The organism is Tropicimonas sp. S265A (genome assembly GCF_049800835.1).
In the GTDB taxonomy this organism is placed as follows: Bacteria; Pseudomonadota; Alphaproteobacteria; order Rhodobacterales; family Rhodobacteraceae; genus Dinoroseobacter.
The window spans coordinates 433875-459215 of sequence record NZ_JBNAFU010000001.1 but is presented as its reverse complement, the minus strand read 5'-3'; the positions used below and the strand labels follow the sequence as shown (position 1 = coordinate 459215).

33 protein-coding genes are annotated in these 25341 nt (G+C 63.6%); 16 read left to right on the top strand and 17 right to left on the bottom strand.

The window, feature by feature from the left end; translation table 11 throughout:
• Positions 1-18: 18 nt before the first annotated feature.
• From radA to ACP15N_RS02255, 8 genes are all read right to left on the bottom strand, one after another.
• Positions 19-1386, bottom strand: a complete 1368-nt coding sequence (gene radA / locus ACP15N_RS02290; RefSeq protein ID WP_425090597.1) for a DNA repair protein RadA — start codon at positions 1384-1386, stop codon at positions 19-21.
• A 1-nt stretch (position 1387) separates the two neighbouring features.
• On the bottom strand, positions 1388-1765 hold the full coding sequence (locus ACP15N_RS02285; protein WP_425090596.1) for a hypothetical protein: 378 nt from the start codon (positions 1763-1765) through the stop codon (positions 1388-1390).
• A 13-nt stretch (positions 1766-1778) separates the two neighbouring features.
• Positions 1779-2240: a paraquat-inducible protein A gene (locus ACP15N_RS02280; RefSeq protein WP_425090595.1), complete on the bottom strand. Its 462-nt coding sequence runs from the start codon at positions 2238-2240 to the stop codon at positions 1779-1781.
• Positions 2237-2602, bottom strand: coding sequence for a hypothetical protein (locus ACP15N_RS02275; RefSeq protein WP_425090594.1), 366 nt, complete (start codon positions 2600-2602; stop codon positions 2237-2239). The genes ACP15N_RS02280 and ACP15N_RS02275 overlap by 4 nt, the downstream gene beginning before the upstream one ends.
• A 102-nt stretch (positions 2603-2704) precedes the next feature.
• A complete protein-coding gene (locus ACP15N_RS02270) occupies positions 2705-3451 on the bottom strand; it encodes an ABC transporter ATP-binding protein (protein WP_425091592.1) in 747 nt (248 codons plus the stop codon).
• A gap of 17 nt (positions 3452-3468) precedes the next feature.
• A complete protein-coding gene (locus ACP15N_RS02265; protein WP_425090593.1) occupies positions 3469-4242 on the bottom strand; it encodes an MlaE family ABC transporter permease in 774 nt (257 codons plus the stop codon).
• Entirely contained in the window at positions 4239-5288 is a 1050-nt protein-coding gene (alr, locus tag ACP15N_RS02260) for an alanine racemase (protein WP_425090592.1), read from the bottom strand. Before alr ends, ACP15N_RS02265 begins: the two co-directional genes overlap by 4 nt.
• A 117-nt stretch (positions 5289-5405) precedes the next feature.
• Positions 5406-6248 (bottom strand): DUF1194 domain-containing protein, encoded by an 843-nt coding sequence (locus ACP15N_RS02255; protein ID WP_425090591.1) that lies wholly within the window; start codon positions 6246-6248, stop codon positions 5406-5408.
• Between ACP15N_RS02255 and ACP15N_RS02250 the strand changes: the two genes are divergently transcribed.
• Positions 6247-6423, top strand: a complete 177-nt coding sequence (locus ACP15N_RS02250) for a hypothetical protein (RefSeq protein ID WP_425090590.1) — start codon at positions 6247-6249, stop codon at positions 6421-6423. The genes ACP15N_RS02255 and ACP15N_RS02250 overlap by 2 nt on opposite strands.
• Here ACP15N_RS02250 and ACP15N_RS02245 read toward each other — a convergent pair.
• The 3 genes from ACP15N_RS02245 to ACP15N_RS02235 all read right to left on the bottom strand — a co-directional run bounded on the left by ACP15N_RS02245 (position 6420) and on the right by ACP15N_RS02235 (position 9396).
• A complete protein-coding gene (locus ACP15N_RS02245) occupies positions 6420-7913 on the bottom strand; it encodes a replicative DNA helicase (protein ID WP_425091591.1) in 1494 nt (497 codons plus the stop codon). The genes ACP15N_RS02250 and ACP15N_RS02245 overlap by 4 nt on opposite strands.
• 271 nt (positions 7914-8184) lie before the next feature.
• Positions 8185-8859 (bottom strand): orotate phosphoribosyltransferase, encoded by a 675-nt coding sequence (locus ACP15N_RS02240; RefSeq protein WP_425090589.1) that lies wholly within the window; start codon positions 8857-8859, stop codon positions 8185-8187.
• A 66-nt stretch (positions 8860-8925) separates the two neighbouring features.
• Entirely contained in the window at positions 8926-9396 is a 471-nt protein-coding gene (locus tag ACP15N_RS02235; protein WP_425090588.1) for a hypothetical protein, read from the bottom strand.
• Between the two features lie 145 nt (positions 9397-9541).
• On the opposite strand from ACP15N_RS02235, the gene ACP15N_RS02230 reads away from it, so the two are divergent.
• A complete protein-coding gene (locus tag ACP15N_RS02230; RefSeq protein ID WP_425090587.1) occupies positions 9542-11164 on the top strand; it encodes a winged helix-turn-helix domain-containing tetratricopeptide repeat protein in 1623 nt (540 codons plus the stop codon).
• Positions 11165-11170: 6 nt separating this feature from the next.
• Here the strand turns inward: ACP15N_RS02230 and pyrC are convergent, their stop codons facing one another.
• On the bottom strand, positions 11171-12211 hold the full coding sequence (gene pyrC, locus ACP15N_RS02225) for a dihydroorotase (protein WP_425090586.1): 1041 nt from the start codon (positions 12209-12211) through the stop codon (positions 11171-11173).
• Between the two features lie 221 nt (positions 12212-12432).
• Between pyrC and ACP15N_RS02220 the strand changes: the two genes are divergently transcribed.
• From ACP15N_RS02220 to ureC, 7 genes are all read left to right on the top strand, one after another.
• Positions 12433-13272 carry an urease accessory protein UreD gene (locus tag ACP15N_RS02220; RefSeq protein ID WP_425090585.1) on the top strand — a complete coding sequence of 280 codons (840 nt, stop codon included), beginning with the start codon at positions 12433-12435 and terminating at the stop codon, positions 13270-13272.
• An 18-nt stretch (positions 13273-13290) separates the two neighbouring features.
• On the top strand, positions 13291-13593 hold the full coding sequence (locus ACP15N_RS02215) for an urease subunit gamma (RefSeq protein WP_425090584.1): 303 nt from the start codon (positions 13291-13293) through the stop codon (positions 13591-13593).
• Positions 13594-13607: 14 nt separating this feature from the next.
• Positions 13608-13730, top strand: coding sequence for a hypothetical protein (locus ACP15N_RS02210; protein WP_425090583.1), 123 nt, complete (start codon positions 13608-13610; stop codon positions 13728-13730).
• Positions 13727-14032 carry an urease subunit beta gene (locus ACP15N_RS02205; RefSeq protein ID WP_425090582.1) on the top strand — a complete coding sequence of 102 codons (306 nt, stop codon included), beginning with the start codon at positions 13727-13729 and terminating at the stop codon, positions 14030-14032. Before ACP15N_RS02210 ends, ACP15N_RS02205 begins: the two co-directional genes overlap by 4 nt.
• A 41-nt stretch (positions 14033-14073) precedes the next feature.
• Positions 14074-14952: a hypothetical protein gene (locus ACP15N_RS02200; protein WP_425090581.1), complete on the top strand. Its 879-nt coding sequence runs from the start codon at positions 14074-14076 to the stop codon at positions 14950-14952.
• Positions 14953-15020: 68 nt separating this feature from the next.
• Positions 15021-15338 carry an antifreeze protein gene (locus tag ACP15N_RS02195; protein ID WP_425090580.1) on the top strand — a complete coding sequence of 106 codons (318 nt, stop codon included), beginning with the start codon at positions 15021-15023 and terminating at the stop codon, positions 15336-15338.
• Between the two features lie 142 nt (positions 15339-15480).
• Entirely contained in the window at positions 15481-17190 is a 1710-nt protein-coding gene (gene ureC / locus ACP15N_RS02190; RefSeq protein WP_425090579.1) for an urease subunit alpha, read from the top strand.
• Between the two features lie 35 nt (positions 17191-17225).
• Here the strand turns inward: ureC and ACP15N_RS02185 are convergent, their stop codons facing one another.
• Positions 17226-17582, bottom strand: a complete 357-nt coding sequence (locus ACP15N_RS02185) for a DsrE family protein (RefSeq protein ID WP_425090578.1) — start codon at positions 17580-17582, stop codon at positions 17226-17228.
• Positions 17583-17742: 160 nt separating this feature from the next.
• Here ACP15N_RS02185 and ACP15N_RS02180 point away from each other — a divergent pair, with 160 nt between their 5' ends.
• The 6 genes from ACP15N_RS02180 (at position 17743) to ureG (ending at position 20381) form a co-directional block, all read left to right on the top strand.
• A complete protein-coding gene (locus ACP15N_RS02180) occupies positions 17743-17949 on the top strand; it encodes a hypothetical protein (protein WP_425090577.1) in 207 nt (68 codons plus the stop codon).
• 222 nt (positions 17950-18171) lie between these two features.
• A complete protein-coding gene (locus tag ACP15N_RS02175) occupies positions 18172-18363 on the top strand; it encodes a hypothetical protein (protein WP_425090576.1) in 192 nt (63 codons plus the stop codon).
• Entirely contained in the window at positions 18311-18766 is a 456-nt protein-coding gene (locus ACP15N_RS02170; protein WP_425090575.1) for an urease accessory protein UreE, read from the top strand. The genes ACP15N_RS02175 and ACP15N_RS02170 overlap by 53 nt, the downstream gene beginning before the upstream one ends.
• Complete coding sequence (locus ACP15N_RS02165) at positions 18759-19391, top strand: urease accessory protein UreF (protein ID WP_425091590.1); 633 nt, start codon at positions 18759-18761, stop codon at positions 19389-19391. Before ACP15N_RS02170 ends, ACP15N_RS02165 begins: the two co-directional genes overlap by 8 nt.
• Positions 19388-19780 (top strand): carboxymuconolactone decarboxylase family protein, encoded by a 393-nt coding sequence (locus ACP15N_RS02160; protein ID WP_425090574.1) that lies wholly within the window; start codon positions 19388-19390, stop codon positions 19778-19780. The genes ACP15N_RS02165 and ACP15N_RS02160 overlap by 4 nt, the downstream gene beginning before the upstream one ends.
• Positions 19770-20381 (top strand): urease accessory protein UreG, encoded by a 612-nt coding sequence (gene ureG, locus ACP15N_RS02155; protein ID WP_425090573.1) that lies wholly within the window; start codon positions 19770-19772, stop codon positions 20379-20381. The genes ACP15N_RS02160 and ureG overlap by 11 nt, the downstream gene beginning before the upstream one ends.
• A gap of 17 nt (positions 20382-20398) precedes the next feature.
• Here ureG and ACP15N_RS02150 read toward each other — a convergent pair whose 3' ends face one another.
• A complete protein-coding gene (locus tag ACP15N_RS02150) occupies positions 20399-20965 on the bottom strand; it encodes a carboxymuconolactone decarboxylase family protein (RefSeq protein ID WP_425090572.1) in 567 nt (188 codons plus the stop codon).
• Positions 20966-21106: 141 nt separating this feature from the next.
• Between ACP15N_RS02150 and ACP15N_RS02145 the strand changes: the two genes are divergently transcribed.
• Positions 21107-21703: a TetR/AcrR family transcriptional regulator gene (locus ACP15N_RS02145; protein ID WP_425090571.1), complete on the top strand. Its 597-nt coding sequence runs from the start codon at positions 21107-21109 to the stop codon at positions 21701-21703.
• A gap of 32 nt (positions 21704-21735) precedes the next feature.
• Here ACP15N_RS02145 and ACP15N_RS02140 read toward each other — a convergent pair whose 3' ends face one another.
• The 3 genes from ACP15N_RS02140 to ACP15N_RS02130 form a co-directional block, all read right to left on the bottom strand.
• Positions 21736-22956, bottom strand: a complete 1221-nt coding sequence (locus ACP15N_RS02140) for a choice-of-anchor F family protein (protein ID WP_425090570.1) — start codon at positions 22954-22956, stop codon at positions 21736-21738.
• 351 nt (positions 22957-23307) lie between these two features.
• Positions 23308-23931 (bottom strand): LysE family translocator, encoded by a 624-nt coding sequence (locus ACP15N_RS02135; protein WP_425090569.1) that lies wholly within the window; start codon positions 23929-23931, stop codon positions 23308-23310.
• 54 nt (positions 23932-23985) lie between these two features.
• Complete coding sequence (locus ACP15N_RS02130; RefSeq protein WP_425090568.1) at positions 23986-25206, bottom strand: acyl-CoA dehydrogenase; 1221 nt, start codon at positions 25204-25206, stop codon at positions 23986-23988.
• Between the last annotated feature and the right edge of the window lie 135 nt (positions 25207-25341).

Here is a 25341-nt window from a genome sequence, read left to right as displayed (position 1 = left end):
CTCGTCTTTCCCGGGGTTCTATCCCGCCCCGAATACATCTCCGACCACGGTCACAAGGTCTGGCATCTTGCGCACTGTGATCCCCGGTGCCGCGCCGGTTTTGCTTCCCTCTGGCGCGAGTGCCTTGGTGAAACCAAGTTTTTCGGCCTCTTTCAACCTGTTTTCGGTCTGCGCGACGGGGCGTAAGGCGCCCGACAGGCTGATCTCGCCGAAAACCGCCATGTCGGCGGGCAGGGCGACATCCTCGCGCGCCGACAGAAGGGCAGCTGCAACGGCCAGATCGGCAGCGGGTTCGGTGATCCGCATGCCACCCGCGACGTTCAGATAGACATCCAGCCCTGTGAACGGGATGCCGCAGCGCGCCTCCAGCACCGCCAGGATCATCGACAGGCGCCCGGTGTCCCAACCGACGACCGTGCGGCGGGCATTGGCCAGCGCGCTGGGGGCGACCAGCGCCTGAAACTCGCACAAGACTGGCCGCGTGCCCTCGATCCCGGCAAAAACAACCGAGCCCGGCGCGGGTTCCTCGCGCCCCGACAGGAACAGGGCCGAGGGGTTGGACACTTCGGCCAAACCCGCACCCGTCATCTCGAACACGCCGATCTCGTCCGCAGGGCCGAACCGGTTCTTGACTGACCGCAGCAGGCGGAACTGATGCCCGCGCTCGCCTTCGAAATAAAGAACCGTGTCAACCATATGCTCCACGACGCGGGGGCCCGCGATTTGGCCCTCCTTGGTGACATGCCCCACCAGCACGACGGATGTGCCGCTGCGCTTGGCAAAGGTCGTCAGCTCGTGCGCACACGCCCGCACTTGCGTGACCGAGCCTGGCGCGCTGTCCACGGTGTCGGACCACAGGGTCTGGATCGAGTCGATCACCGCCAGATCGGGGCTTTCGGCCTCCAGCGTCGTGAGAATGTTGCGCAGGTTGGTCTCGGCTCCAAGCTGGACCGGGGCATCGGTCAGCCCCAGCCGCTGTGCGCGCATGCGGACCTGGCTCGTTGCCTCCTCGCCCGAGATATAGACCGCCTTCGCGCCTGCCCGGGCAAAACTCGCCGCCCCTTGCAACAGGAGCGTCGATTTTCCGATCCCGGGATCTCCACCCACGAGAATGGCAGAGGCATCAACCAGCCCGCAACCCAATACACGGTCCAGTTCTCCCATGCCCGAGGCGCGGCGCGGCGGTGGGGCTTCCTTGGCGGATAGCGCGCCAAGCGGCACGGCGCGCCCCTTCGCGCTGCCGAGCGCGGTCTTGCCCGGCCCCGAACTCAGCGGCACCTCTTCGGCAATGGTGTTCCATGCGCCGCACCCGTCGCAGCGTCCCGACCACTTGGACGTGACGTTGCCGCAGTCCGAACAGACAAAGCGGGTTGCCGACTTGGGCACCTCAGCCGCCCCAGAGCAGCGCGGACAACCGGTTCAAGGCGCGGGGCAGGAACGGCATCACCAGAACAAACGTCCCCAGCGCGACAGCCCCCAGATACTTGTCCCAGGAGCGCCACGGCACGCTTTGGTGCGATCGTGCGAAAAAGGTCAGTCCCAGCGGCATGAGCCACGTAACCGACCACGCGAACGCCTCCATCACGGTGCCGCCGTCGATTGCGCGGGTATAGCCCATGAGCGCCATGAAGAACGACAGGATTGCCGAGATGGTCCAGACCTGCGGTTGCCCCCTTGTCCGGAGGGCCCGTGCGATATTCAGCGGCAGCCAGATCAGGCTTGCCCAGAACAGCAGAACCCCCAGCAAAGCGACGATATTTTCCATGGATCCCCTCGGCTCACGGCAATGCGCTCTCTTTGCCCCGCGCGGGCTCCGGCGTCAAATAGGTCAGTACGAGCGAAACGAGGATCAGCGCAGTAAAGAGGTATAGCCCCCAGGCGACCTCCACCCGGCCCAGCCCCACGCCCTTGACCGCTACAATGTAAAGCGCGACCAGAAACACATCCGCCATCGCCAATCGTCCCAACCAAGTCAGCCAGGCCGGTTTGCGGCCCAGCCAGCCAAGCTGCACCGCTGCAAGCGTAAGCGTCTTGACGTAAGGGGCCACGACCGCGAACAGCGCTACCAGCACGGCCAGAACCGGTGCCGCGTCCCAAAGCGCCATGACGCCCGATGCCACGCTGATCTCCGACAGCCCGAACAGCGGCAGCAATCCGGCGCGCAGCAGCGGCGACAGCCAGGCCACCGGAAACAGCACAAGCAACGACAGATTGGCCACCAGCGCCAGCCGCGACGTCATATACCGCCGCGTCCTGCAATCACGCCGATGGCAAGACAGAGCGCAAGGCCGAGCCGCCAGCTTTCCAGCGTGTCGGAGGCCCCTTCGACACGCCGCACCTCCAGACTCAACGCGACCACCACGCCCGCAGGCAGAAGAATGAACAAGAAGCCCACGACCGACGGAATTCCGATCACCGCGCCGACCATGACCATCGCGACCAGCGCGCAGGACAGGGGCACAAGGCACGCCAGAAGCTCGATGAAATGGCCCACATGGCTCTTGCGGTCCTGTGCCGCGACGGCGCGCACCCAGAACACCACCAAGACAATGGCATAGGACCACAACAGGACCGAGGCGAGTTTCATGGCGGGCACGAGCATGGCGCGAGCCTAGGCCCCGGCCCGGGTTGAGGCAATGCTCTGCTTCTTTTGTGGCCAAATGCCTCGGGGGTGCGGGGGCTGGCCCCCGCGGTGTGCCCGGTCCTAGCGAACTGCCTCGATCGGACCCTCGGCGCTGCCGGTGATGAATTGCGTCAGATAGGGATCGCCGCTGTCATCCATCTCGGCCACCGGGCCGGTCCAGCGGATCTTGCCCCCGTGCAGCATCGCCACGTCATCGGCAATGGCCCGCACGGAAGTCATGTCATGGGTAATGGTCATGGCCGTCGCCCCCATCTCGACCACGATCTCACGGATCAGGTCGTTGATGACGCCCGACATGATCGGGTCGAGCCCGGTGGTCGGCTCGTCGAAAAAGATGATCTCGGGCTCGGCGGCAATCGCGCGCGCAAGGCCCACACGTTTTTGCATTCCGCCCGACAACTCGGCCGGAAACAGATCCGCGACATCGGGTGTCAGACCCACACGGCGCAGTTTCTCGATTGCGATCCCGCGCGCCTCGTCCTTGGGGCGTTTCAGGGCCCCGCGCAGCAGCCGGAAGGCCACGTTTTGCCAAACCGGCAGGCTGTCAAACAGCGCGCCGCCCTGGAACAGCATTCCGAACCGGGCCAGAAACGCCTCGCGCTCGGCCTTCGCGGCATCCTGCCCATCCACGCGAATTGTGCCTGCGTCCGGCGTGATCAGCCCGAGTACGCATTTCAGCAGAACCGACTTGCCTGTGCCCGAGCCGCCGATGATCACCATGCTTTCACCGCGCGGAATGACCAGATCAACCCCGCGCAGCACGTCTTTGGCGCCGAAGGACTTTTCGACACCGCGCATCTCGATCATCGGAGGGGGGGCTTGGGTCATGCCGCGAAAAACACCTCAGTCAGGATGAAGTTGGCTGCCAGGATCAGCACGGCGGCGGCCACGACGGACGATTTGGTGGCTTTGCCGACGCCTTGCGCACCGCGTCCGGAATTCATCCCGAAATAGCATCCCATCAGCGCCGCGATGCCGCCGAACACGGCCCCTTTGACAAGGCTGGAGACGACATCGTGCACTTCCAGAAAATCAACCGTGTTCTGGAGATATGTCGCCGGGTTGAATCCCAGCCGCGTGGTCGAGACGAAATACCCGCCGAAGATGCCGATCGTGTCACCGATACCGACAAGGATCGGCACCGTGACGATGGCGGCCAGAACGCGCGGAGCGGTCAGGTATTTCATCGGGTCGGTGGACAGGGTCACCAGTGCATCGATCTGCTCGGTGACCTTCATCGTCGCGATCTCCGCCGCGATGGAGGAGGTCACGCGCGCCGCGATCATCAGGCCGCCCAGCACGGGGCCAAGTTCGCGCACCATGCCGATGGCAACGATCTGCGGCACAACGGCCTCGGCCGAGAACCGCGCGCCCCCTGCGTAGATCTGCAAGGCCAGTGCCCCGCCGGTGAAAAACGCGGTCAGCCCCACCACCGGCAGACTGAAATAGCCGATATTGATCAGGGCCTGGCCGAATTCGCGCATGTAGAACGGCGGGCGCAGCATATGGCTGAATGCTGCTACCACGAACAGGGTGAAGCGGCCCGTGCTGGCCAGCAGGCCCAGAACCGCGCGTCCGAGAGCCGCCAGAAGCGTCATGCGGGCCCGCCCGTGTAGGCGCGCTTGTAGCGCCCGCCCAGAGAGGTCAGGACCTCGTAACCGATCGTGCCCGCCGCTTCCGCTAGCGTGTCAACGCCTTGCGCGGGGCACAGGATGTCCAGGTACTCCGGGATCTCCGGCAGACCGGTGATGTCCACCGTCAGCAGGTCCATCGAGACCCGGCCCACAAGCGGGCAGGGTTCTGGCCCGTGCCACAACACGGCCCGGTTGGACATCGCGCGGATCAGACCGTCGGCATAGCCCGCCGCGACGGTTGCGATCACGCTTTCGCGGTCCGCGGCCCAACTGCATCCATACCCGACCGTCTCTTCGGGCAGGACGGTGCGTGCCTGCACCACCGGGATCGACAGGCGCACGACTGGGCGCGCGGCGTCGAAAGGAAGGCCGCCATAGAGCCCGATGCCGGGGCGCGTCAGGTTGAAATGATAGGCCTTCCCCAGCAGGATGCCGCCTGTCGCTGCCAGCGACCGCGGCGCGCTGATCCCGTCCGTCAGGCGATGAAATTCCTTGAGCTGTGCTGCGTTTTCGGCGTGGTGCGGCTCGTCCGCGCACGCCAGATGCGACATCACCAGCCGAGGGCGCTGGCTCAGCGCGATCTCTGCCACGGCGAACCACTCATCGGCCTCCATCCCCAACCGGTTCATCCCGGTATCAAGCTGGATGCCGAACGGATGGCCGGGCAGGGTTTCGAAATGCCGTGTCAGCTGCTCTGTTGAATTGAGCATCGGGGTCAGACGCGCCTGTTCGATCATTGCCAGATCACCCGGCATATGCCCGGAAAACACGTTGATCGCCGGGCCCGGCCCGATCGCATTGCGCACTGCGACGCCTTCTTCGGCGGCGGCAACGAAGAACTGACGCGCACCAGCAGCAGCAAGCGCGCTGGCCACGCGGCCGGCATCCAACCCGTACCCGTTGGCCTTGACCACGGCACCCGTCATGACATCGCGCCCGGACGCCGCATCGAGCGCGGTCCAGTTGGCCACGAGAGCGTCCAGATCAATCGTCAGCGTTGCGGTACCCATAGGCGCCGTTGTCGGCAGAGGCGCAGGCGGCGTCAAGGCCAGAAGTGTTCAGCGCTGCGCGCGATTGGCGGCTGCCGGCACCGTCCCGCCGAGGGGACGGATAGGTGTGCCCGCCGGTCAGTAGGGCGCTGTCAATTCGGTCGGAACGGCGTAGCTGAACGGGTTTCCGACATTGCGCTGCGTGCTGCCGCGCCCGCAATCGACCTTGGGTTTTGCCGAGGCGCGCCAGATCTTCTCCTGCCCGAGCATCAGGTCTTCGGGCGTCAGCCCGACAAGCTCTAGGACCAGTTTCCGGCGCACGGCTTCCGCAAAGGCGTCCCAGCTTTCGACCGCAATCACGAACGAGGCCGGGCCGCCGATCACGCATTGCCGGTAATAGTTTTCAAGATCAACGAGCGTCCAGGGCATCGTTTCGTCCTCTTGCGTGAGCAACGGCAGCCCGTTGATCGCGATGCCGTCCGCAACCGTGCGATCTCGTGCCGCGATCACGGGCGCGCCTTCGTTGTTGGGGCCATCACCGGAGATATCTATGACCTTGCGCAACCCTTCGTAGGCATTGGAATTGATCGCGACCCGGGCATGCTCCAGAACACCGGAGATCGACGTGCGGCGGGACGGCGGCGTGGGAATGCCAGTCAACTGCGCGGCAAAACGCTCCGCTGAGGCACTGTCGTTGATCAGCATCCAGTCAATGACCACCGTTTGCGCATCCGCACCGGCCCATTCCACGTAGGATACGGCGACCTGACCGATCATGCCGTTCTCGATCGCTTCGATCACTGCCGGACTGCGCAAGGCAGCGGCATAGCCGCGGCGTTGCAGTTCCAGTTCAGCTTCCGACATCGACCGCGACACATCGACTGCAAGCAGCAATTCCACATCGACCTCCAGCGGCGTCGCCGCGGCTGGGAGCGTGGTTGCCGCAAGGCAGACAAGCGCAGTCTTGAGTAGGGATTTCATGGCCGTCACCTCCGGAAAAAAAGGGATGACCAAGCCATATCATATTTTGCTGCATCGCAGCGTAATGCAATGCTGCATTGCCGCATTGGTCGCAGGCGAAGAGGCCATGCGCCGGTTTTTTCAGCGCATCTGCTGCGAAAATTGGCGTGTTCTCGACGAAATGAGCCGTTTCTAGCTGAAACCGTCCGTACCGCCCGAGCCATCCTGCCAGGGCTTCACGAGGTTGCCAAAGCGGGTGAAGCGGCCCTCGAAGCTCAGTTCGACCGATCCGATGGGGCCGTGCCGCTGCTTGCCGATGATGACCTCGGCCTTGCCATGTAAGCGCTCCATCCGCTCCTGCCAGGCGGCCATCTCGTCCAGCCGGTCATCGGAGGGTTTCTCGCGCTCCACGTAGTATTCCTCGCGGAAAACGAACATCACCACATCCGCGTCCTGTTCGATCGAGCCGGATTCGCGAAGGTCCGACAGTTGCGGGCGTTTGTCCTCCCGGGCCTCTACCTGACGGCTCAGCTGCGACAGGGCGATCACCGGGATGTCCAGTTCCTTGGCGATTGCCTTGAGGCCCTGGGTGATTTCGGACACCTCGTTGACCCGGCTGTCCTTGGCCGAGGCCGGGCGCACGAGTTGCAGGTAGTCCACGATCAGGACGTCCAGACCGTGCGTCCGTTTCAAACGGCGGGCGCGGGCCGCCAACTGGCTGATGGGCAGGGCAGGCGTGTCGTCGATGAACAGCGGGCAGGACTCCAGCCGCTTGGCCGCTTCCACAAACCGGCGGAACTCTGCCTCGGTCATGTCGCCCTTGCGGATCTGTTCCGAGGGCACCTCGGCGGCTTCGGAAAGGATCCGCGCGGCGAGTTGCTCGGCGCTCATCTCGAGGCTGTAGAATCCGACCACGCCGCCATCGATGGCGCCTTCTGTCCCGTCATGCTGTTTTCCGCGCTTGTAGGACTTGGCGATATTATAGGCGATGTTGGTGGCCAGAGAGGTTTTGCCCATAGATGGACGCCCGGCGAGGATCAGCAGGTCCGACCGGTGCAGCCCGCCCAGCTTCTTGTCCATGTCGATCAGGCCCGTGGACACGCCCGCAAGGCCCCCGTCCCGCTGGTAGGCGGCGTTGGCGACGTTCACTGCATCCGTTACCGCGCGCAGGAACGACTGGAACCCGCTGTCTGCCTGACCCTGTTCGCCCAGCTTGTAGAGCGCCTGTTCGGCCTCCACGATCTGTTCTTTCGGTTCGGAGGCAACGTCCACGTTGCCTGCCTTGTCCGCGATGTCGCGCCCCAGTCCGATCAGTTCACGCCGGATCGCCAGATCGTAAATCATCTGCGCATAGTCGCGAGCCGCAAAAGCGCTGATCGCGGAGCCAGCGAGTTTGACAAGATAGCTCGGGCCGCCAAGCGCCTGAAGACCCGGCTCATCTGCAAGGAACGCCTTCAGCGTGACGGGGGAGGCGAGAGTGTTTTTCTGAATACGCGCGGCGGCCACTTCGTAGATGCGCTGATGCACGGGATCGTAGAAATGCTCGGGCTGAATGATGGACGCGACCCTGTCGAAAATATCGTTGTTCGTCAGGATCGCGCCCAGGAGCTGCTGCTCGGCCTCGATATTGTGGGGTCGGCTGTCCATCGCTTGCGCGGGCTGAGCAGTCGGCTCTGCCGCCGGCATTGTGCCGGTCATTTTTACTGCTTCTGTCATGGACAGGACCCTCATCCCGAAGTGTTCTTTTGTATGCGCCAGCCTTGGACATGGTTCAATCTGGATAAGTTGTGGATAAGCTGTGGGCGTAGGGAATACCACAAAATCATGGGGTACTTGCCGGGTTACCGCCTAGATCGGCCAGAAATTCAGCAGATTTTGCGCAGGTTTTTGTTTTAGGCGGTCTGAGCGGTCGAATTTGCCAACAGCGACGAAAGTCGACGTTTGCGATGTAGCAATTTTATGACCGCGCCGCCTGCCAGGCCCGCGGATCGTTCAGAAATGATTCAACAGCCTCAAGCGTTTCAGCATCGAAACTGCCACGTGCGCGTGCCTCTGCCAGCACGTCCCACCAAGTGCAAAGATGGTGCAGTTTGACCCCGTGATCGGCCAGGTTGGCTTCCGTTTCGGAAAAGATGCCGTAGTAGAAAATCACCGCCGTATGGCCGCACGTCGCGCCGGTTTTTCGAATCGCGTCGACGAATTTCAGCTTTGATCCGCCGTCGGTCGTCAGGTCCTCGACAAGTAGGACGCGGTCTCCTTCGCTCATCACGCCTTCGATCTGCGCGTTGCGACCGTAGCCTTTGGGTTTCTTGCGCACGTAGGACATCGGCAAGGCCAGTCGTTCCGCGACCAGTGCACCAAACGGTATTCCGGCTGTTTCGCCGCCCGCGATGTTATCGAACGCCTCAAACCCTGCTTCGCGCATCACCGTGACCGTCAGAAAATCCATCAATGTCGTGCGCACCCGCGGAAAGGAGATCAGTTTGCGGCAATCGATATACGTGGGGGATGGCAGTCCCGAGGCCAGTGTGAACGGATCCCGCGCGTTGAAGTGCACCGCCTCCACCTCCAGCAACATACCGGCCGTAAGGCGCGCGATTTCGGCTTTGTCGGGAAAGGAGGTCGGGATCATGGGGGCTCCTGCGGTTGGGCCCACTTCCCCTAGAACAATCCGCGCAGGAGGTGAAGCCCCAAGCCGTCAGCATCTTGCGTAGATCGCGCCCCAGAAGTTCCGGTTGGGCAACGGGTCGGTGACCCTCAGCTGCCGCAGGTATGTCCCGCCCAGCCGGTACGCCTCGGTCTCGCCCATTGCCAGACAGGCCCAGTCGTCGGCAGCGCCGGTCAGATGCTGCACGTGGTGGACCAGTTCGTGCAGAAGGATCTCGCGGAACAAGGGGTTTTCTTCGGGCGTGTCAAATGCGTCGGCCCCCTCCACCGCGCGCGCCTCGATCACGTAGATCGTGCCGTGCGGCCCGTCTGTTGTCGCGTAAAGCGCGTTGAGCCTGTCATCGACCCCGTCCTCCGGCATCAGATGCGCCACCCCGCTGTAATATTCGCGGGTCAGCTCCTCGGGACTGAGTTGCAGTACGATCGGGTGCGGGATGTCGTGCGTCTGATAGGTCGTGTGATCACCGATCCAGAGCAACAGGGCTTCAAGCAGTCCGTCCATGGTTGCGTCCTCCGTTAGGATGTGACCATCACGGGGCATGGCGGTCTCAGCGTCCTGAAGTGCGGGCTGAAAAACTCTGAAATCTTCTGAAAGCTCCTGAGAACTCGGCGGTTTTGTGCTACCCTCGGCCACGGAGGCGTGGCGCATGCACATGAATTCCCTCTTTGATCCGGCGACCGGTCAGGTGCGCCGCGCCACGGGCGAGACAGTGGCCTTGCGCGCGCAGGCGGCTGATCTTCTGAGCTATCTCGTTGCACACGCAGGCGAGGTGGTGCCCAAAGACGCGCTGATGGACGCGGTCTGGCCCGACACGGCAGTCACAGAGAACTCGCTCTATCAATGCGTCACCGAGATCCGCAAGGCGCTGGGGGCCGATGGTGACAAGATCCTTCAAACCATCCCGCGCAAGGGCTACCGGCTCGTGCTGCCCAAGGCCGACAGTGAGCCTGCCACGTCATCGTCCCGCCGCTGGATCTGGGGAGGGCTGGCCGCCGCGTGCGCCGCGCTGGCCATTTCGGTCTGGGGCCTCATGCCGCGCGCGGGGGCGGTGGCGGACGCACCCTCCATCGTGATCCTGCCCTTCGAGGCGGCCGACGGGGATGCGCGCTGGACTCGGATCGGGCGGGGGCTGTCGGCGGAAATCGCCGGAGAGCTGGCGCGCAACGACTGGCTCGATGTGATCGCGCCCCATTCGGCGCAGACGCTCGCCGGTCAGGACGCTCCGGCGGCGGCGGACAGTTTTGGGGTGCGCTTCGTGATGACCGGCGGGGTGCAGGTTGCCGGGGACAGCCTGCGGATCAACGCCGCCCTCCATGACGCCGAGACCGACCGCGTGCTCTGGTCCGAGCGCTGGCAACGCCCGCAGGCCGAGATTTTCGATGTGCAGGACGAGATCCTGACCCGGATCGACGCTTCCCTCGGGCCGATCTATTCCGGTGTTCTTGCGCGTTCCACGCTCGACCGCGCCCATCAAGGCGCCACCGACAATCTGAGTGCGTTCGAGAGTTTCCTGCTGGGCGTGGAACAAAAGCACAAGTTCACGGCGGAAAGCTTTGAAGCCGCCGTGCCGCATCTGGAACGCGCCGTGGCGCTCGATCCCGATTTCGCCGCGGCTTGGGCGACCTTGTCGTTGCTGCACACGTTTCGCAAATGGACGCGGCCTGCCGAGGAACACGCAGAGCTCGCCACTCTGGCATCCGACGCTGCGAAGAGAGGGCTTGCCGCCGATCCGAACGATCCCACCGTGAATTGGCGGATGGCCGGTTACTCGGCAAGAGAAGTGGGCGACAGGGTGGCGGCACGAGGATACTTGCGTCGCGCCGCGACGCTGGCCCCGAGCGATGCCGATGTCCTCCTGATTTTCGGATGGACTTCGGCCATCGTGGGGCTTCATGGGCCCGAGCCGCTTGCTCGGGCCGAGCAGGCCTTGCGCCTGAACCCACGCGCCCCGGCCTGGTACAAGGTGGGTCATGGGCTGGCGGCCTTTGCGTCGGCCGAGTATCGCCAGAGCGTCGATGTGTTGGACAGTGCTCCGCCCGCGGCAGAAAGCTTGTTCTTCAAGGCGCTGGCCCATGTCCATCTGTCGGAGATGGCCGAGGCGCAGCGCACGCGCGACGCGCTCATGGCGGCGTTTCCGAACTTCCTTGTGCAGTCTTTCATGGGCGTGGTCCCTCCGGGCGATCCGAGCTTCGAGGCGGTGATCGTGCCCGCCAAGGCGCTGAACATCCCGATACGCCCGCCCGAACCGATCGTGTCAGCCGCGCAGTGATCCACCTCAGTCCAGCACGCGCCAGTGCAGCGGATGGCCGGGGTCGAACAGGGTCACTGGGCCCGCGCCGGTCTCGATCTTGGCGGGGTAGGGGATGGCCTCGTCCGAGCGCTCCAGCGTGATCGTCTCGACGTTGGGTTCCAGCCCGTAATGGGCAGGGCCAAAGAGCGACGCGAAGCCTTCGAGCTTGTCGAGTGCGCCTTCCTCTTCGAACACGTGCGCCAGACAGGCCATGGTGTTGCTGGCCGAGAACACACCCGCGCAGCCGCAGGCGGTTTCCTTGTTGTCGTCCGTATGGGGGGCGCTGTCGGTTCCCAGGAAAAAGCGCGGATTGCCCGAAACGGCCGCCTTGCGCAGGGCTTGCTGATGCGTTGCGCGCTTGACCACGGGCAGACAGTAGTAATGCGGCCGAATCCCGCCCACAAGCATGTGGTTGCGGTTGATCATCAGGTGATGCGTCGTGATCGTCGCGCCGATATGCCCGGCCGTGTCGGTCACGTAGTCCACCGCATCGCTGGTCGTGATGTGCTCCATCGTCACGCGCAGACCGGGGGTCGCGCGGCGGATCGGGTCCAGCACGCGGTCGATGAAAACCGCCTCCCTGTCGAAGATGTCGATATCGGGGTCGGTGACCTCGCCGTGGACGCACAAGGTCAGGCCGATCTCCGCCATGCGCTCCAGCACCGGGCGCACCTTGTCGAAATCGCGCACGCCAGAGGCGGAATTCGTGGTCGCCCCCGCCGGGTACAGCTTCACGGCGTTGATGACGCCGCTCTCGTAAGCTGTTGCAAAATCATCAGGATCGCTGTCTTCGGTCAGGTAGAGCGTCATCAGCGGCGTGAATGTCATCCCCGCGGGCAGGGCCGCGTCGATCCGGTCGCGATAGGCCTGCGCATCCGTACTGCGCACCACCGGGGGCACGAGGTTCGGCATGATGATCGCCCGGGCAAAGTGGCGTGCGGTTTCGGGCAAGACACCCTCAAGCATCGCGCCGTCGCGCAGGTGCAGGTGCCAGTCATCCGGGCGGCGCAGGGTCAGCGTGGTCATGGGCTCCTCCGATCGCGGGTCAGGGGGCGTGCTACACGATCCAGGATCGGCGTGCCAGTGTCGCGCACGCCGGGGGCTTGCTTATTTTTTGAGCAAGTCCGGGATCGCGCTGCGGGTTTCTGCGAACGCAAAGGTTACAGGGCGCGTTTTTCTGCGCTGCGGCATTGGGGTGTATTGATGCGGCGCGCCAAGCCGCGCAGGGTAGGCGCGAAAGGATTCTCATGCTTGATGCGCATGCCCCCGTTCCGGCGGTTCAAGGCTCCGGTCCCGGTCTGCAACGCAGCCGTGGGCGTGCAGCTGTGCGGCTGGGTGCCTGCAACGGGCGTACGGTCTTGCGCGATCTGCATCAATCCGGGTGCGCCAAGGCAATGCTGCCGCGCACCCACGGGCCCTGTCCGGAGGTCGTGTTCCTGAACACCGCGGGCGGTGTCACGGGCGGCGACACCTTGCAGTATGCGCTGGACCTTGGGCCGGGATGCGCGGGCGTCGCGGCCACGCAGACGGCAGAGCGGGCCTATCGCAGTATCGGAACGGCGGGTCATATCGACGTGACGCTGTCGCTCGGCAGCGGCGCGCGGCTGGACTGGCTTCCGCAGGAGACGATCCTGTTCGACGCCTCCAATACGGTGCGCAGGACGCAAGCGGACATGGCGGGCGATGCAACGCTTCTCTGGGCGGAGATGCTGGTGATGGGGCGTGCTGCGATGGGCGAGAGCATCGAAACAGTGTCCTTGCGCGACCTGCGCGAGGTGCGACGCGCAGGCAGGCTTGTTCTTGCCGAGCCGCTGGAGCTTTCGCCGGCATCCTTGGCGGCCCCGGCAGGGTTGGACACGGCACGGGCAATCGCGACCATTGCGTTCCTGAGCCCGGATGCCGAAGATGCGCGCGACGCCCTGCGCGCTCTTGATTTTGCAGATGTGACCCTTGCGGTCAGCGCCTGGGATGGCAAACTCATCGCACGGGCGATCGCCCGGGACGCGCAGCCGCTGAAACAGGCTGTCGCGACACTTGTAACGACCTTGCGCCGGGGGGCTCCGCTGCCCCGCGTCTGGCAAGTCTGAACGGCAGGAGGAGAGGACATGAACCTCACCCCGAGGGAGAAAGACAAATTGCTTGTCAGCGTGGCCGCGATGGTCGCGCGTGGCCGGCTGGAACGGGGCGTCAAACTCAACCACCCCGAAGCGATCGCGCTGATCACCGATTTCGTGGTCGAAGGTGCGCGCGCGGGGAAGGCGGTTTCCGAGCTTATGGAAACCGGCGCGCATGTCGTTGCCGCAGACCAGTGCATGGCCGGTGTGCCAGAGATGATCCACGACGTGCAGGTCGAAGCCACATTTCCGGACGGCACCAAGCTTGTCACCGTCCATCACCCGATCCGTTGAAGGGAGACGTTTGCATGAAGCACCTGATTGATCAGCTCACCGACTTTCTCGACCGTCTCTTTCCGGCCGCCGGAGCAAAACCCGCGCCCATCCGTGTGCAGGTCCGCTCCGACCGGGAACGGGAGCCGCGCCAATGATCCCCGGAGAGGTCATGACCGCGCCGGGCGAGATCGAACTGAACGCGGGGCGTGAGGCAATCACGCTCAGCGTCTCCAACACCGGCGACCGGCCTGTTCAGGTCGGAAGCCATTATCATTTTGCCGAGACCAACAGCGCCTTGTCCTTTGACCGGGATGCGGCGCGCGGGATGCGGCTTGATATCGCTGCGGGGACGGCGGTCCGGTTTGAGCCCGGACAAACCCGCGATGTAACGCTTGTGGCCACGGGGGGTGGGCGCAAGATATATGGATTTAACCAAAAGGTTATGGGAGCACTCTGATGCAAAACCTTAGGACGCCGCTAGACTTGTGGGTGAGCGGAATGAAATTCTGGCAGATGTCGGTCGAAATGCAGATGCAGATGGCGGAAAATGCGATGAAGTTGGCGAATGTCTATGCGCCAACGACTTTGCCGATGTCGGTGCGGACACATCTCCTCAAGACATCGACGCCGAAAGCCAAACCCGTCGCCCGTGTGGTGCGCACCGCCCCCAAGGCGAAGGCGACCGTCACGAAGTTGGCGCCGAAACCGACCACGCCAAAACCGGTCGCGGCAAAGCCGGTCTCTGAAGCGGCTGACGCGCCGGTTGCCAAAGCCGCGCCCAAGCCAGCACCGAAGGCAGCACCCAAGCCTGCCTCCAAGACCGCGGCCAAGCCTGCTGCGAAAACAGCGGCCAAGCCTGCCTCCAAGACCGCGGCCAAGCCTGCTGCGAAAACAGCGGCCAAGCCTGCCGCCAAGACAGCCGCCAAACCGGCCGCGAAGACCGCGGCAAAACCTGCCGAAAAGCCCGCGGCCAAGACAGTCGCCAAACCCGCTGCGAAAGCTGCGACCAAACCGGCCGCGAAACCTGCTGCCAAGGCACCCGCCAAAGCCCCGGTAAAAGCCGAGGCCAAGCCAGCCGCAGCAAAACCGCCTGCGAAAGCTGCCGCCAAGTCACCGACCACAACGACGGCAAAGGCCGCGCCGGCAATACCCGCCAAGGCTACTGCCGCGGCGGCTCCGAAGCCGGAGGCACAAACGGCTGCACCGGCGCCAAAACCGGCAGCAGAGGCCAAGCCGGCCCGGTCCCGCCGGTCGCCGCCGCGCAAGAAAACGGTCAGTCTTGCCCCGATGCCGGAGCCGATTTCCGGCACCGCCACGGAGGCGAAACCCGCTCCTGCGGCCAAGAAGCCCTCGACGGCCCCTTCAGAGGCCAGCTGATCGCGTAATCATCGCCCCCGGCGCAGGCTGATCTGCGCCGGGGCACCTTTGAAAGGGATACAGTTCCAATGCACAACGCCCCGAATGTGTTTGATGTGATGAAGACCGGCGCGAATATCTGGCGCCTCGGCTTCGAGACCAACAATGTGATTTTTCTGCGCATGATGGGGATGGCAGGTGTCTGGAACACCCCCTTTGACGAAAACTGGCGCATGGTCGCCGAGAAACCGCATGAGTTCATCAAGTCCGGGCGCAATGGCGTGCTGGCCGCGATGGCCGGCAAGCCCGCGACCCAGGTTGTGGATGCCTCGCTCAGGCCGCTGAACCGCGCAACCAGCGCCAATCGCAAACGGTTGTCGAAGCGCGGACCCCGCAAGATCGGCTGAGCCACGTTTTGCCTAATTATTGGGCAGCGGTTTGCGGCGGTGTCTTCAAATTCCCAGACAGAGACGTTCTCTGCTGCCTTTCGCGCCGGGCGAGGGTTAACCTCTGCCCGGACACCTACGACTCTGACGACAAGGACTGCCCATGCCCGCCAAGATCTCCCGCGCCGCTTATGCCGACATGTATGGTCCGACAACCGGCGACAGGGTGCGGCTGGCCGATACCGACCTGATCATCGAAGTCGAAAAGGACCTCACAACCTACGGGGAAGAGGTCAAGTTCGGTGGCGGCAAGGTGATCCGTGATGGAATGGGCCAAAGCCAGGCCACGCGCGGCGAAGGGGCCGTCGACACGGTCATCACGAACGCGCTGATTGTCGATCACACGGGCATCTACAAAGCCGATGTCGGTCTCAAGGATGGTCGTATTGCGGCCATCGGCAAGGCGGGCAATCCGGATACGCAGGACGGCGTGGACATCATCGTCGGGCCGGGCACCGAGGCAATCGCCGGGGAGGGGCGCATTCTGACCGCGGGCGGGTTCGACAGCCACATTCACTATATCTGCCCGCAGCAGATCGAAGACGCGCTGCATTCCGGACTGACGACGATGTTGGGGGGTGGCACGGGGCCTGCGCATGGTACGCTGGCCACGACCTGCACACCGGGGCCTTGGCATATCCAACGCATGTTGATGGCCGCAGACGCTTTTCCGATGAACCTTGCCTTTGCGGGAAAGGGCAACGCATCGCTGCCCGCAGCGCTTGAAGAGCAGATCCACGCCGGGGCCTGCGCGCTGAAGCTGCACGAAGACTGGGGCACGACCCCCGGCGCCATCGATTGCTGCCTGTCTGTGGCCGATGCGATGGACGTGCAGGTGATGATCCACACCGACACGCTGAACGAAAGCGGGTTCGTGGAGAACACGGTCGCTGCCATGAAGGGGCGCACCATCCACGCGTTTCATACCGAAGGGGCGGGCGGGGGGCATGCGCCCGACATCATCAAGGTGGTGCAGGAGCAGCATGTTCTGCCCTCGTCGACCAATCCGACGCGCCCCTATACCGTCAACACCATCGAAGAACACCTCGACATGCTGATGGTGTGTCACCACCTCGACAAGGCCATCCCCGAGGATGTGGCCTTTGCCGAAAGCCGCATTCGGCGCGAGACGATTGCCGCGGAGGATATCCTGCATGACATGGGCGCGTTCTCGATCATTGCCTCGGACAGCCAGGCGATGGGCCGCGTGGGCGAGGTCATCATCCGGACCTGGCAAACCGCGCACAAGATGAAGGTGCAGCGCGGGCGGCTCAGCGATGAAACCGGCGAGAATGACAACGTGCGCGTGCGCCGCTACATCGCGAAATATACGATCAACCCCGCCATCGCACACGGGATCGGCCACGAGATCGGCTCGGTAGAGGTCGGAAAGCGTGCGGACCTGTGCATGTGGAACCCGGCTTTCTTCGGCGTGAAGCCCGAAATGGTGCTGATCGGGGGTACGATTGCCTGTGCACAGATGGGCGATCCCAATGCGTCGATCCCCACGCCCCAGCCTGTCTATTCCCGCCCGATGTGGGGGGCATTCGGCCGGTCGGTGGAGGCCTCGGCGGTCCTGTTCGTATCAGAAGCCGCCCATGCGGACGGTGTGGGCAAGACCCTCGGGCTTGCCAAGAACACGCTCGCGGTGCGCAACACACGCCAGATCGGCAAGTCCGACATGGTCCACAACAGCGCCACACCCGAGATCGACGTGCATCCCGAGACCTACGAGGTGCGCGCCAATGGCGAGCTCCTGACTTGCGAGCCGGCCTCCGAGTTGCCAATGGCGCAGCGGTATTTCCTGTTTTGAAATAAGCGACTATCTGGCGATCTTACGTGCGCACATCAGTAACAAAGCGTCGCGTCCGCAGCCCCCGCGATGTCCAGCAACATCTCCGGCGTGCCCCATGCGGCGGTTTCGGGCAGAAAGCCGTCATCATACCCGCGGCTCTCGCTCGACAACCGCGACACGACCAGCCGCCCACCGGCCGCGCGGAACCGCGCCAGACTGTCCGAGAGCGCGCCGAATCCGACCCCTTCAAGTGTCTCTCGCGTGCCGGAGGCCAGCGCATGCACGGCGTTCGACGCAAAAAACAGTGTCACTTCGTCCCCACGTTCGGCGGAGACGGCCGCGATCAGCGCGCCGAGGGTGATCTTGTCGGGTTGTTCGGGGCCGGAGTGGATATGGACAAGCGTTTTCATGGGGCGTCTCCTGCTCGGGGTTTCGGTAGGCAACAATCTGCCCGAGATATTCGCTCAGTGCATCTCGGGGTTTCGGTTCTGACAGTGGTATACAGATGGATACCGACACATATTGGCACCACAGGGAGGAAACACGTGACACGATCCACGGAGATTTCCAATGTCATCACTTGCACTCGACCGTCCGTCCGTCTCGAAACTGGCCGCTTCCGTGATGGATGCCGTCTTCTACTTGCCGCACCTCGTCGCGCATGCACACGAAATGCGCGCGGAAGCGGAGCGTATTCAGTCGCTTTCAACGCTGCAGCTGGAAAAGATGGGCACGACCCGCGACGCGCTGTTGCGCGAGCTTGCGCAAAGCGCCTGACGCCCACGACCAGCAAGAATGCCGTCAGTGCATTCGCAATCCGCATGCCCCGGCGCGCACGTGCACGACCGCACGCCGCCGTTCGGGTAGGGAGGAAGCCGCACCTCAAAAAGAAGGTAAGCGTTTCCTATGGAGCAGTATATCAACAATCCCCTCTGGGGGCGAAACTCGATCTGGGCCCGCGCCTGGTCTTTCTGGAGGTCACTTCAGGACGCCCGGGCCATGGCCGCGGAATTCGCCGCCCTGAACGCGCTCAGCGATGCGGAGTTGAACCGTCTCGGTCTGACCCGCAAGGTGCTGAAGCGCCATATTCACCAGAAGCACGCGGCGCGCTCGGTGTTGTCCCCGCATGGGGGCTGGCATGACGCAGACGCCCCGGATCACCGCGATCGGGTCCGCCAGCGGCGCGACTGATACCGTTTCGCTCGATTACGACGCGCGGTTCGTGCGGCGCAAGCGGCTGGTCTCGGACGCGGGCATCGCCTTCGTGCTGGATCTTGCGGAGACCGTCAGCCTCGACGAGGGGCAGGGCGTTCGCCTGCCGGACGGAACCTGCATCGCGGTGCGCGCGGCCCCTGAGCCCCTGATGCGGGTTGAGGGCGACCTTGTGCGTCTGGCCTGGCATATCGGGAATCGACACACGCCGTGCCAGATCGCCGGGGATCATCTGCTGATCCGCGAGGACCACGTTCTGGCCCGCATGCTGCGCGGTCTTGGAGCCGAGGTCACGCATCTGACCGCGCCGTTCCGCCCCGAAGGCGGTGCGTATGGTCATGGGCGCACGATGGGCCATGACCACGGGCATTCCCATGGATGAAGCGCGGCTGACGTTGCAGCAATGGCTCAGCCCGTCCTTTCCTGTCAGCGCGTTCGCGTATTCCCATGGGCTGGAATGGGCGATCTCCGAAGGACGTATTGCGGACGCCGAGACGTTGCGCGGGTGGCTGGAGACGGTTTTGCGCACCGGCTCCGGGCGCACCGATGGCGCGTTGGTCGCCGCAGCGGCGCGGGGGGAGGACCCCGGCGCCCTGTCCGAACTTGCAGAAGCTCTGGCCACCAGTGCGGAGCGATGGGCCGAAACCCGCGACCAGGGGGCGGCCTTTGTTGCCACGACAAACGCGCTTTACGCGGATACCCTGCAAGCCATGCCTTATCCCGTTGCCTTCGGGGTGCGGGCGCGCGCATTGGAATTGCCCGTGGCAGAGGTCGTGGCGATGTACCTTCAGGCGTTCACGTCAAACCTGGTGTCTGCTGCTGTCCGGTTCATTCCGCTCGGCCAGACCGATGGGCAGCGCGTCGCATCCGCGCTGCATCCCGTCATCGCGGCGTTGGGGGTCGAACTGTCGACCTTGCCGACGGACCGGATCGGCACAAGCGCGGTCTTGAGCGACATGGCGGCAATGGCGCATGAAACCATGGATGTGAGGATTTTCAGATCATGAGTACGACCGAAACAGGCCGCGCGCTATCCGAGGAACTGAACCCGGGTATGGAAGCGGCGTTGGAGGCGCGCTACGGACATCTGGTACCGGGCATGGCCGAGGGTGTGGTCGATTTTGCCTATGGCCGACACTACGCGCGCCCGGGTCTTCCGCTGCGCGACCGGTATCTGGCGACGATTGCCGCGTTGACCGCTCTCGGGGGGCAGACCCGACCGCAACTCAAGGTGAACATCGCGGGCGGTCGGAAGGCCGGTCTGACCCGGGAGGAGATTGGCGAAGTCATCTGGCAGATGGCGCTTTATGGCGGGTTTCCAAGCGCAATCAACGGGCTGAATGCGGCTCTTGAGGTTTTCGGCGAAGAAGACGAGGGCGCGGAAGATGTCCGTTAACGGCCCCTTGCGCGTGGGTATCGGCGGGCCCGTCGGGGCGGGCAAGACCACGCTGACCGAACGCCTCTGCAAGGCGTTGCGCGATCGGTATTCCGTCGCCGTGATCACCAATGACATCTATACGTCTGAAGATGCTGAATACCTGATGCGCGCGCAGGCGCTGCCGCTGGAGCGGATCAAGGGAGTGGAAACCGGGGGCTGTCCGCACACGGCCATCCGCGAAGATGCGTCGATCAACCTGGCCGCCGTGTCCGAACTGCGCGCGCGGTTCGACGACCTCGATCTTATCCTGATCGAAAGCGGGGGCGACAATCTTGCCGCCACGTTCAGCCCGGAACTGGCGGACCTGACCATCTACGTGATCGATACGGCGGCCGGGCAGGACATTCCGCGCAAGAAGGGGCCGGGGCTGACACGCTCGGACCTGCTGGTGATCAACAAGACCGATCTGGCGCCTCATGTGGGGGTGGATCGCGACCTGCTGGAACGTGATGCACGTGCCGCACGGGGCGCGCGCCCGTTTGTCATGGCGGCGTTGAAATCGGGCACCGGAGTGCCCGAGATCGTGGCGTTCCTGGAACGGGACGGCGGGCTCGTGTGACCCCGCCTGCGCATGTCTCAGGCTGCGGTCTTGGCCGCGCGCGTCCAGGCAAATTTCTGCACCGGAGCATCAATCGGGGTTTCGGCGATATGGTTCACGTAGTTCGAGATCACCTTTTGCGACAGGCCGAGGATCACCTCCAGCACCTGTGCCTTGGTGTAGCCCGCGGCGAAGAACGCATTCAAATCATCCTCGCTGACGTGACCGCGCCCGCGTAGCACGGCGAGCGTAAAGGTGCGCAGAGCCTCCAGTCGCGCGGTGGGCAGCGGCGTTTCGTTGCGCAGGGCCTCTGTGATGGCCGGATCGACCTTCATCGCGTTTGCGATCGCGGTGTGTCCGGGGACACAGTAATGACACTCGTGTTCGACATTGATGGTCTGCCAAACCACTGTTTTCTCGTCATTATCGAAGCTGGTGGCAAGGAAGAGCTTGTGCAGGATTTGGTAGCCGTCGAGCACGCCGGGGGCTTCGGCGAGTGCGCCGTGCAGGCTGGGAATGCGGCCAAACGCGGCTTGTGACTTTTCCAGCAGCGGTTTTGCAGCGTCGGGCGCGGTTTCGGCGGTATGGATGGGGAAATCGGACATTGGAGGCTCCTTGCCTGTTTCAGGGGCTCCGGATGGAGCGTGGGTCTTGTGTTCGATGACCTGAGAGCTAAGTGTTTTGAGTGATCGTTCAAGACGTATTTTGAGCAATCACTCAAAAGTGTGTCGAAATGGATTCCGCCGATGAAAGCAGACAAGCGAGAAGACGCCGTTATCCGCGCCCGCGACCTGTTCTGGGCCAAGGGATATCATGCGACTTCGCTGAAGGATTTGGAGGCAACGCTTGATATGCGCCCGGGCTCCATCTACGCCGCCTTTGACAGCAAGGAGAAGTTGTTCCTCGAGGCACTGGAACGGTACGCGCAAGCCGGTGCTGCCCGGTTTGCCGATCTGCGCGCAAACTATGCCTCCCCGCTTGCGGCGCTCGCCGCTCACATCCGCAGCTTTGCCGATCTGGGGCAGCGAGACGAGCCTGCGCGGGCGTGCATGATGGTTAAGACCGTACTCGAAGCGGCCCAAACACCGGCATTGTCCGAGCGCGCCGAAGCACTTCTGGCGGAAACGGAGGCACGGTTCATCGCAACGTTCTCCGATGCGCTTGCGGCCGGGGAGATCGCACCGGACAGCAACCCCGCCAAACTCGGCCGTCGCTACATGGCCGAGATCGGGGGGCTGCGCGCCTACGCCCAACGCCCTGGTTCATCGACAGCAGTGGCGGAAATGGCCGAAGACATCGCGCGTGAGGTGGAAGCCCTGCGTGTTCAGGGGGACCGAGACTGAGCCTCGGTCCACCAGAAGTCTGTGCGCTGTGGTTAGCTGACCTTGGTCTTGCGCCGCCGCAGGACGGCCAGAGCCGCGAGACCGCCAAGCATCAGGGGCGCTCCGGCAGGGAGGGGCACCACGTTGACGGCCGGCATTGCCGTCGTGCGCAAGGTGAACGACGAGTGGCCCGTCAGATCGCCTAGTGCGATCGCGTAGTTGAGGTTGAGATTTGCCAGATCCTCAATCTCGCCGGAACCGAAGATGCTGAAATAGTCGGACCCCGCCGCGTCGGTCAGGAAGGTGACGATCTCGTCAAAGCTGCCGGTGATGTAGTCGTCCAGTGTGACCCCGAACGTGCAATTCGGAGCGGCGAAGGGATCAGACGACCCGGATGCCGCGCAGGTTTCTCCGACAGTGCGGCGCAGCTCGCACAGGTCATCGCCGATTTGCCACGCCATCAGCAGATTGTCGGTCTCTGCATCGTCGTCGAAGTCCCAGAACAATCCTTCTTCGACATCGCTGAGCGGACGCCAGTCTCCGAAAATCGTGGCGTACTCGCCGTAGTAAGCGCCGGTTGTGATGGTCGTCGCGGTCTGGTCGAGATCGAATCCCGTGCGGTCACTGGCGAAGAAGCCATCCAGCAAGAAGTTCGGACTGTCATCTGCGTCACCGAACAGGCCGAACGGATACTGAGAGGTTGAAGACAAGCCGCTGTTGTTCGGTTGCGCGGTGAATTCCGTGGAGAAGGTCAACTGATCCCCGGTTGCCGCAACAAAATCGTCGCCCACGCCGAAGCCAAGCTCGACCGTCACACCGGCCAGTGCCTGATCGCTGTCATTGATCAGGCGGCTGAAGACCTGATAGAACGCCATGTCGATATCCGAGGCATCGATGTCAAACACGAGGTCTGTAGAGCCGGTCCCGGTGACTTTCTGCTTGATCCGCTTGCCGCTTTGAAACGGGCTCGTGCAGGTTGCGCCGGGATTGGACGTCATGAGGCAGCCGTCAAGCGTCAGCGTCGCGCCAGCGCCGGTATCTGGATACCCGCCGGGCACGTTTTCCACCTTGATGCCGGGCGAGATCGCCTCTGGCGGTGTGAAAACGACTGTGCCGCTGGATTGTGCGCCGGTGGGCACGCCGGCCGTCACGTTCTGATCGTAGATCACGCTGGTCCCGGTCGGCGTCGACGCGTCTGTGACAACGTTGTCGACATTCCATCCGGTGATGGTCGCTGCGATCGCTGCAGGGGCTGCAAGGCAAGGGAATGCCAAGCCGCAGATCGGCGCCAGAAGGGTTTAGGATTGAAGGTTGCGGGGCATTGTTTGACTCTCCCAAATCGATACACGCCGAGCGGGATGGTGAGCCTTTGTTCGTCGTTTCCCGGCCCCCTCCAGCGCACAACATCTAAAACGTATATGAATTTATGAATGTGAGTCAACTTGCGTAGTTTCGAATTGATTCAAATCAGTTTTTGTCTGGGGTAGGTGCACGTACAAGCGTGCGCAGGTCAGTTTTTGCCGCGCAAGCGCGTGCAAGCCAGAGTTGTGCGAGGGTCATTTCACAAGGGTGTATGTTCGCGCCGCTGCTTGCGACGCGCACTCTGCGCGCGGAAGAGAGTCTGTTTAGCTCCGCTCCGCCGTTGCGGTCAGCACGCCCATCCCGATCAGCGCGCCACCGCCGCTGCGACTCATCCAGCGCAAGGTGCCGGGGCGTGTGATCCGTGCCCTCAGTTTGTCGGCCAGAAGCGCGTAGGCGAGCGCATTGATCGTTGCCAGCGAAACGAAAGTCGCGATCAGGATCGAGAACTGCGGCAGCAAGGCTGCGTCCGGATCGATGAACTGCGGCACGAAAGCAATGAAAAACGCGATGCTCTTGGGGTTGAGCGCTGTGACAGCCGTGGCATGGGCGAAGGTTTCGCGTGCTGTCGCGGAGCGGGGCGTCATCGCCTCAAGCCCGGCGTGCGGGGCGGATCGGAGCAACCTTATCCCGAGCCAGACGAGGTATACCGCGCCGATCCACTTGAGCGCGGAAAAAAGTGTGGCAGAAGCGAGGACCAATGCGCCAAGCCCGGCCAAGGACGCGCTCATCGCGATCAGGTCGCCCAGGGCAACTCCGGCGGCGGTGCTGACCGCGACGCGTTTGCCTTGCGTCAGGGCATAGGACAGAACCAGCAAGATCGTGGGGCCGGGGATCAGCAGCAGTGCAGTGGAGGCTGCAACGAAGGTCAACCAGGTATCAAGGGGCATGGGGCGGGATCCTTTCCCGCCCAGCTATCCCGCGTCTTGCGCGAAACGCAAGCGTCAGAAGAACGCCTGAAGCCCGGTTTGGGCGCGCCCCAGAATCAGCGCGTGCACATCATGGGTGCCCTCGTAGGTGTTCACCGTTTCGAGGTTCAGCATGTGGCGCATGATCTGGAAATCCTCCGAGATGCCATTGCCGCCATGCATGTCGCGCGACATGCGCGCGATGTCGAGTGCCTTGCCGCAATTGTTGCGCTTGACGATGGAGATCATCTCGGGCGCGCCCTGACCGTCATCGATCAGACGACCGACGCGCAGGCTGGCTTGCAGCCCCAGCGCGATCTCGGTCTGCATGTCCGCCAGTTTCTTCTGGAACAGTTGGGTCTGGGCGAGAGGCTTGTTGAACTGCTTGCGGTCCAGCCCGTATTGCCGTGCGGCGTGCCAGCAGAACTCCGCAGCGCCCATCACCCCCCAGCTGATGCCATAGCGCGCGCGGTTCAGGCAGCCGAACGGGCCTTTCAGGCCCTGCACACCGGGCAGCAGCGCGTCCTCGCCAACCTCGACGCCGTCCATCACGATCTCGCCGGTGACCGAGGCGCGCAGGGAAAGCTTGCCGCCGACCTTCGGGGCGCTGAGACCGGCCATGCCTTTTTCGAGGATAAAGCCCCGGATCTTGCCGTCATGGGCATCGGATTTGGCCCAGACCACGAAAACATCCGCGATGGGGGAGTTGGAGATCCACATTTTCGAGCCGGTCAGCCGATAGCCGGTCGGGGTCTTTTCGGCCCGGGTCTTCATGCCGGCGGGATCTGACCCCGCATCGGGTTCCGTCAGACCGAAACACCCGATCAGGGATCCGGCGGCGAGCCCTGGCAGGTATTTTTGCCGCTGTTCCTCGGAGCCGTAGGCATAGATCGGATACATGACGAGAGACGACTGAACCGACATCATCGATCTGTAGCCGGAGTCCACCCGCTCAATCTCGCGCGCCACCAGCCCGTAGGTCACGTAAGATGCGCCCAGCCCGCCGTATTCCTCGGGGATGGTCAGGCCAAGCAGTCCGGCCGCGCCCATTTGTGAAAAGATCTCTGGTGCCACCTCGGCCTCGCGATACGCCGCGACCACGCGGTCCGCGAGTTTGTCAGCAGCGAAGGCAGCGGCGGCGTCGCGGAGCATCCGCTCATCCTCGGTCAGCTGGTCTTCAAGCCGGAACGGGTCTTCCCAGTCGAACGCGCCCATATCCGGGGCATCTTTCGACGTGATCTTGGCGGTGATGTTCATGACGGCGTGCTCCCTGTGGTCCCAACTGCTGCGGTGGCATATAGCGCGTCGCGGGCTGCGGAACAATTCCTGACCATTTGGTCGCAACCCGGACCGAGACGTGCGCCTTAAGACCGACTTGACCCGCCGCGGCAC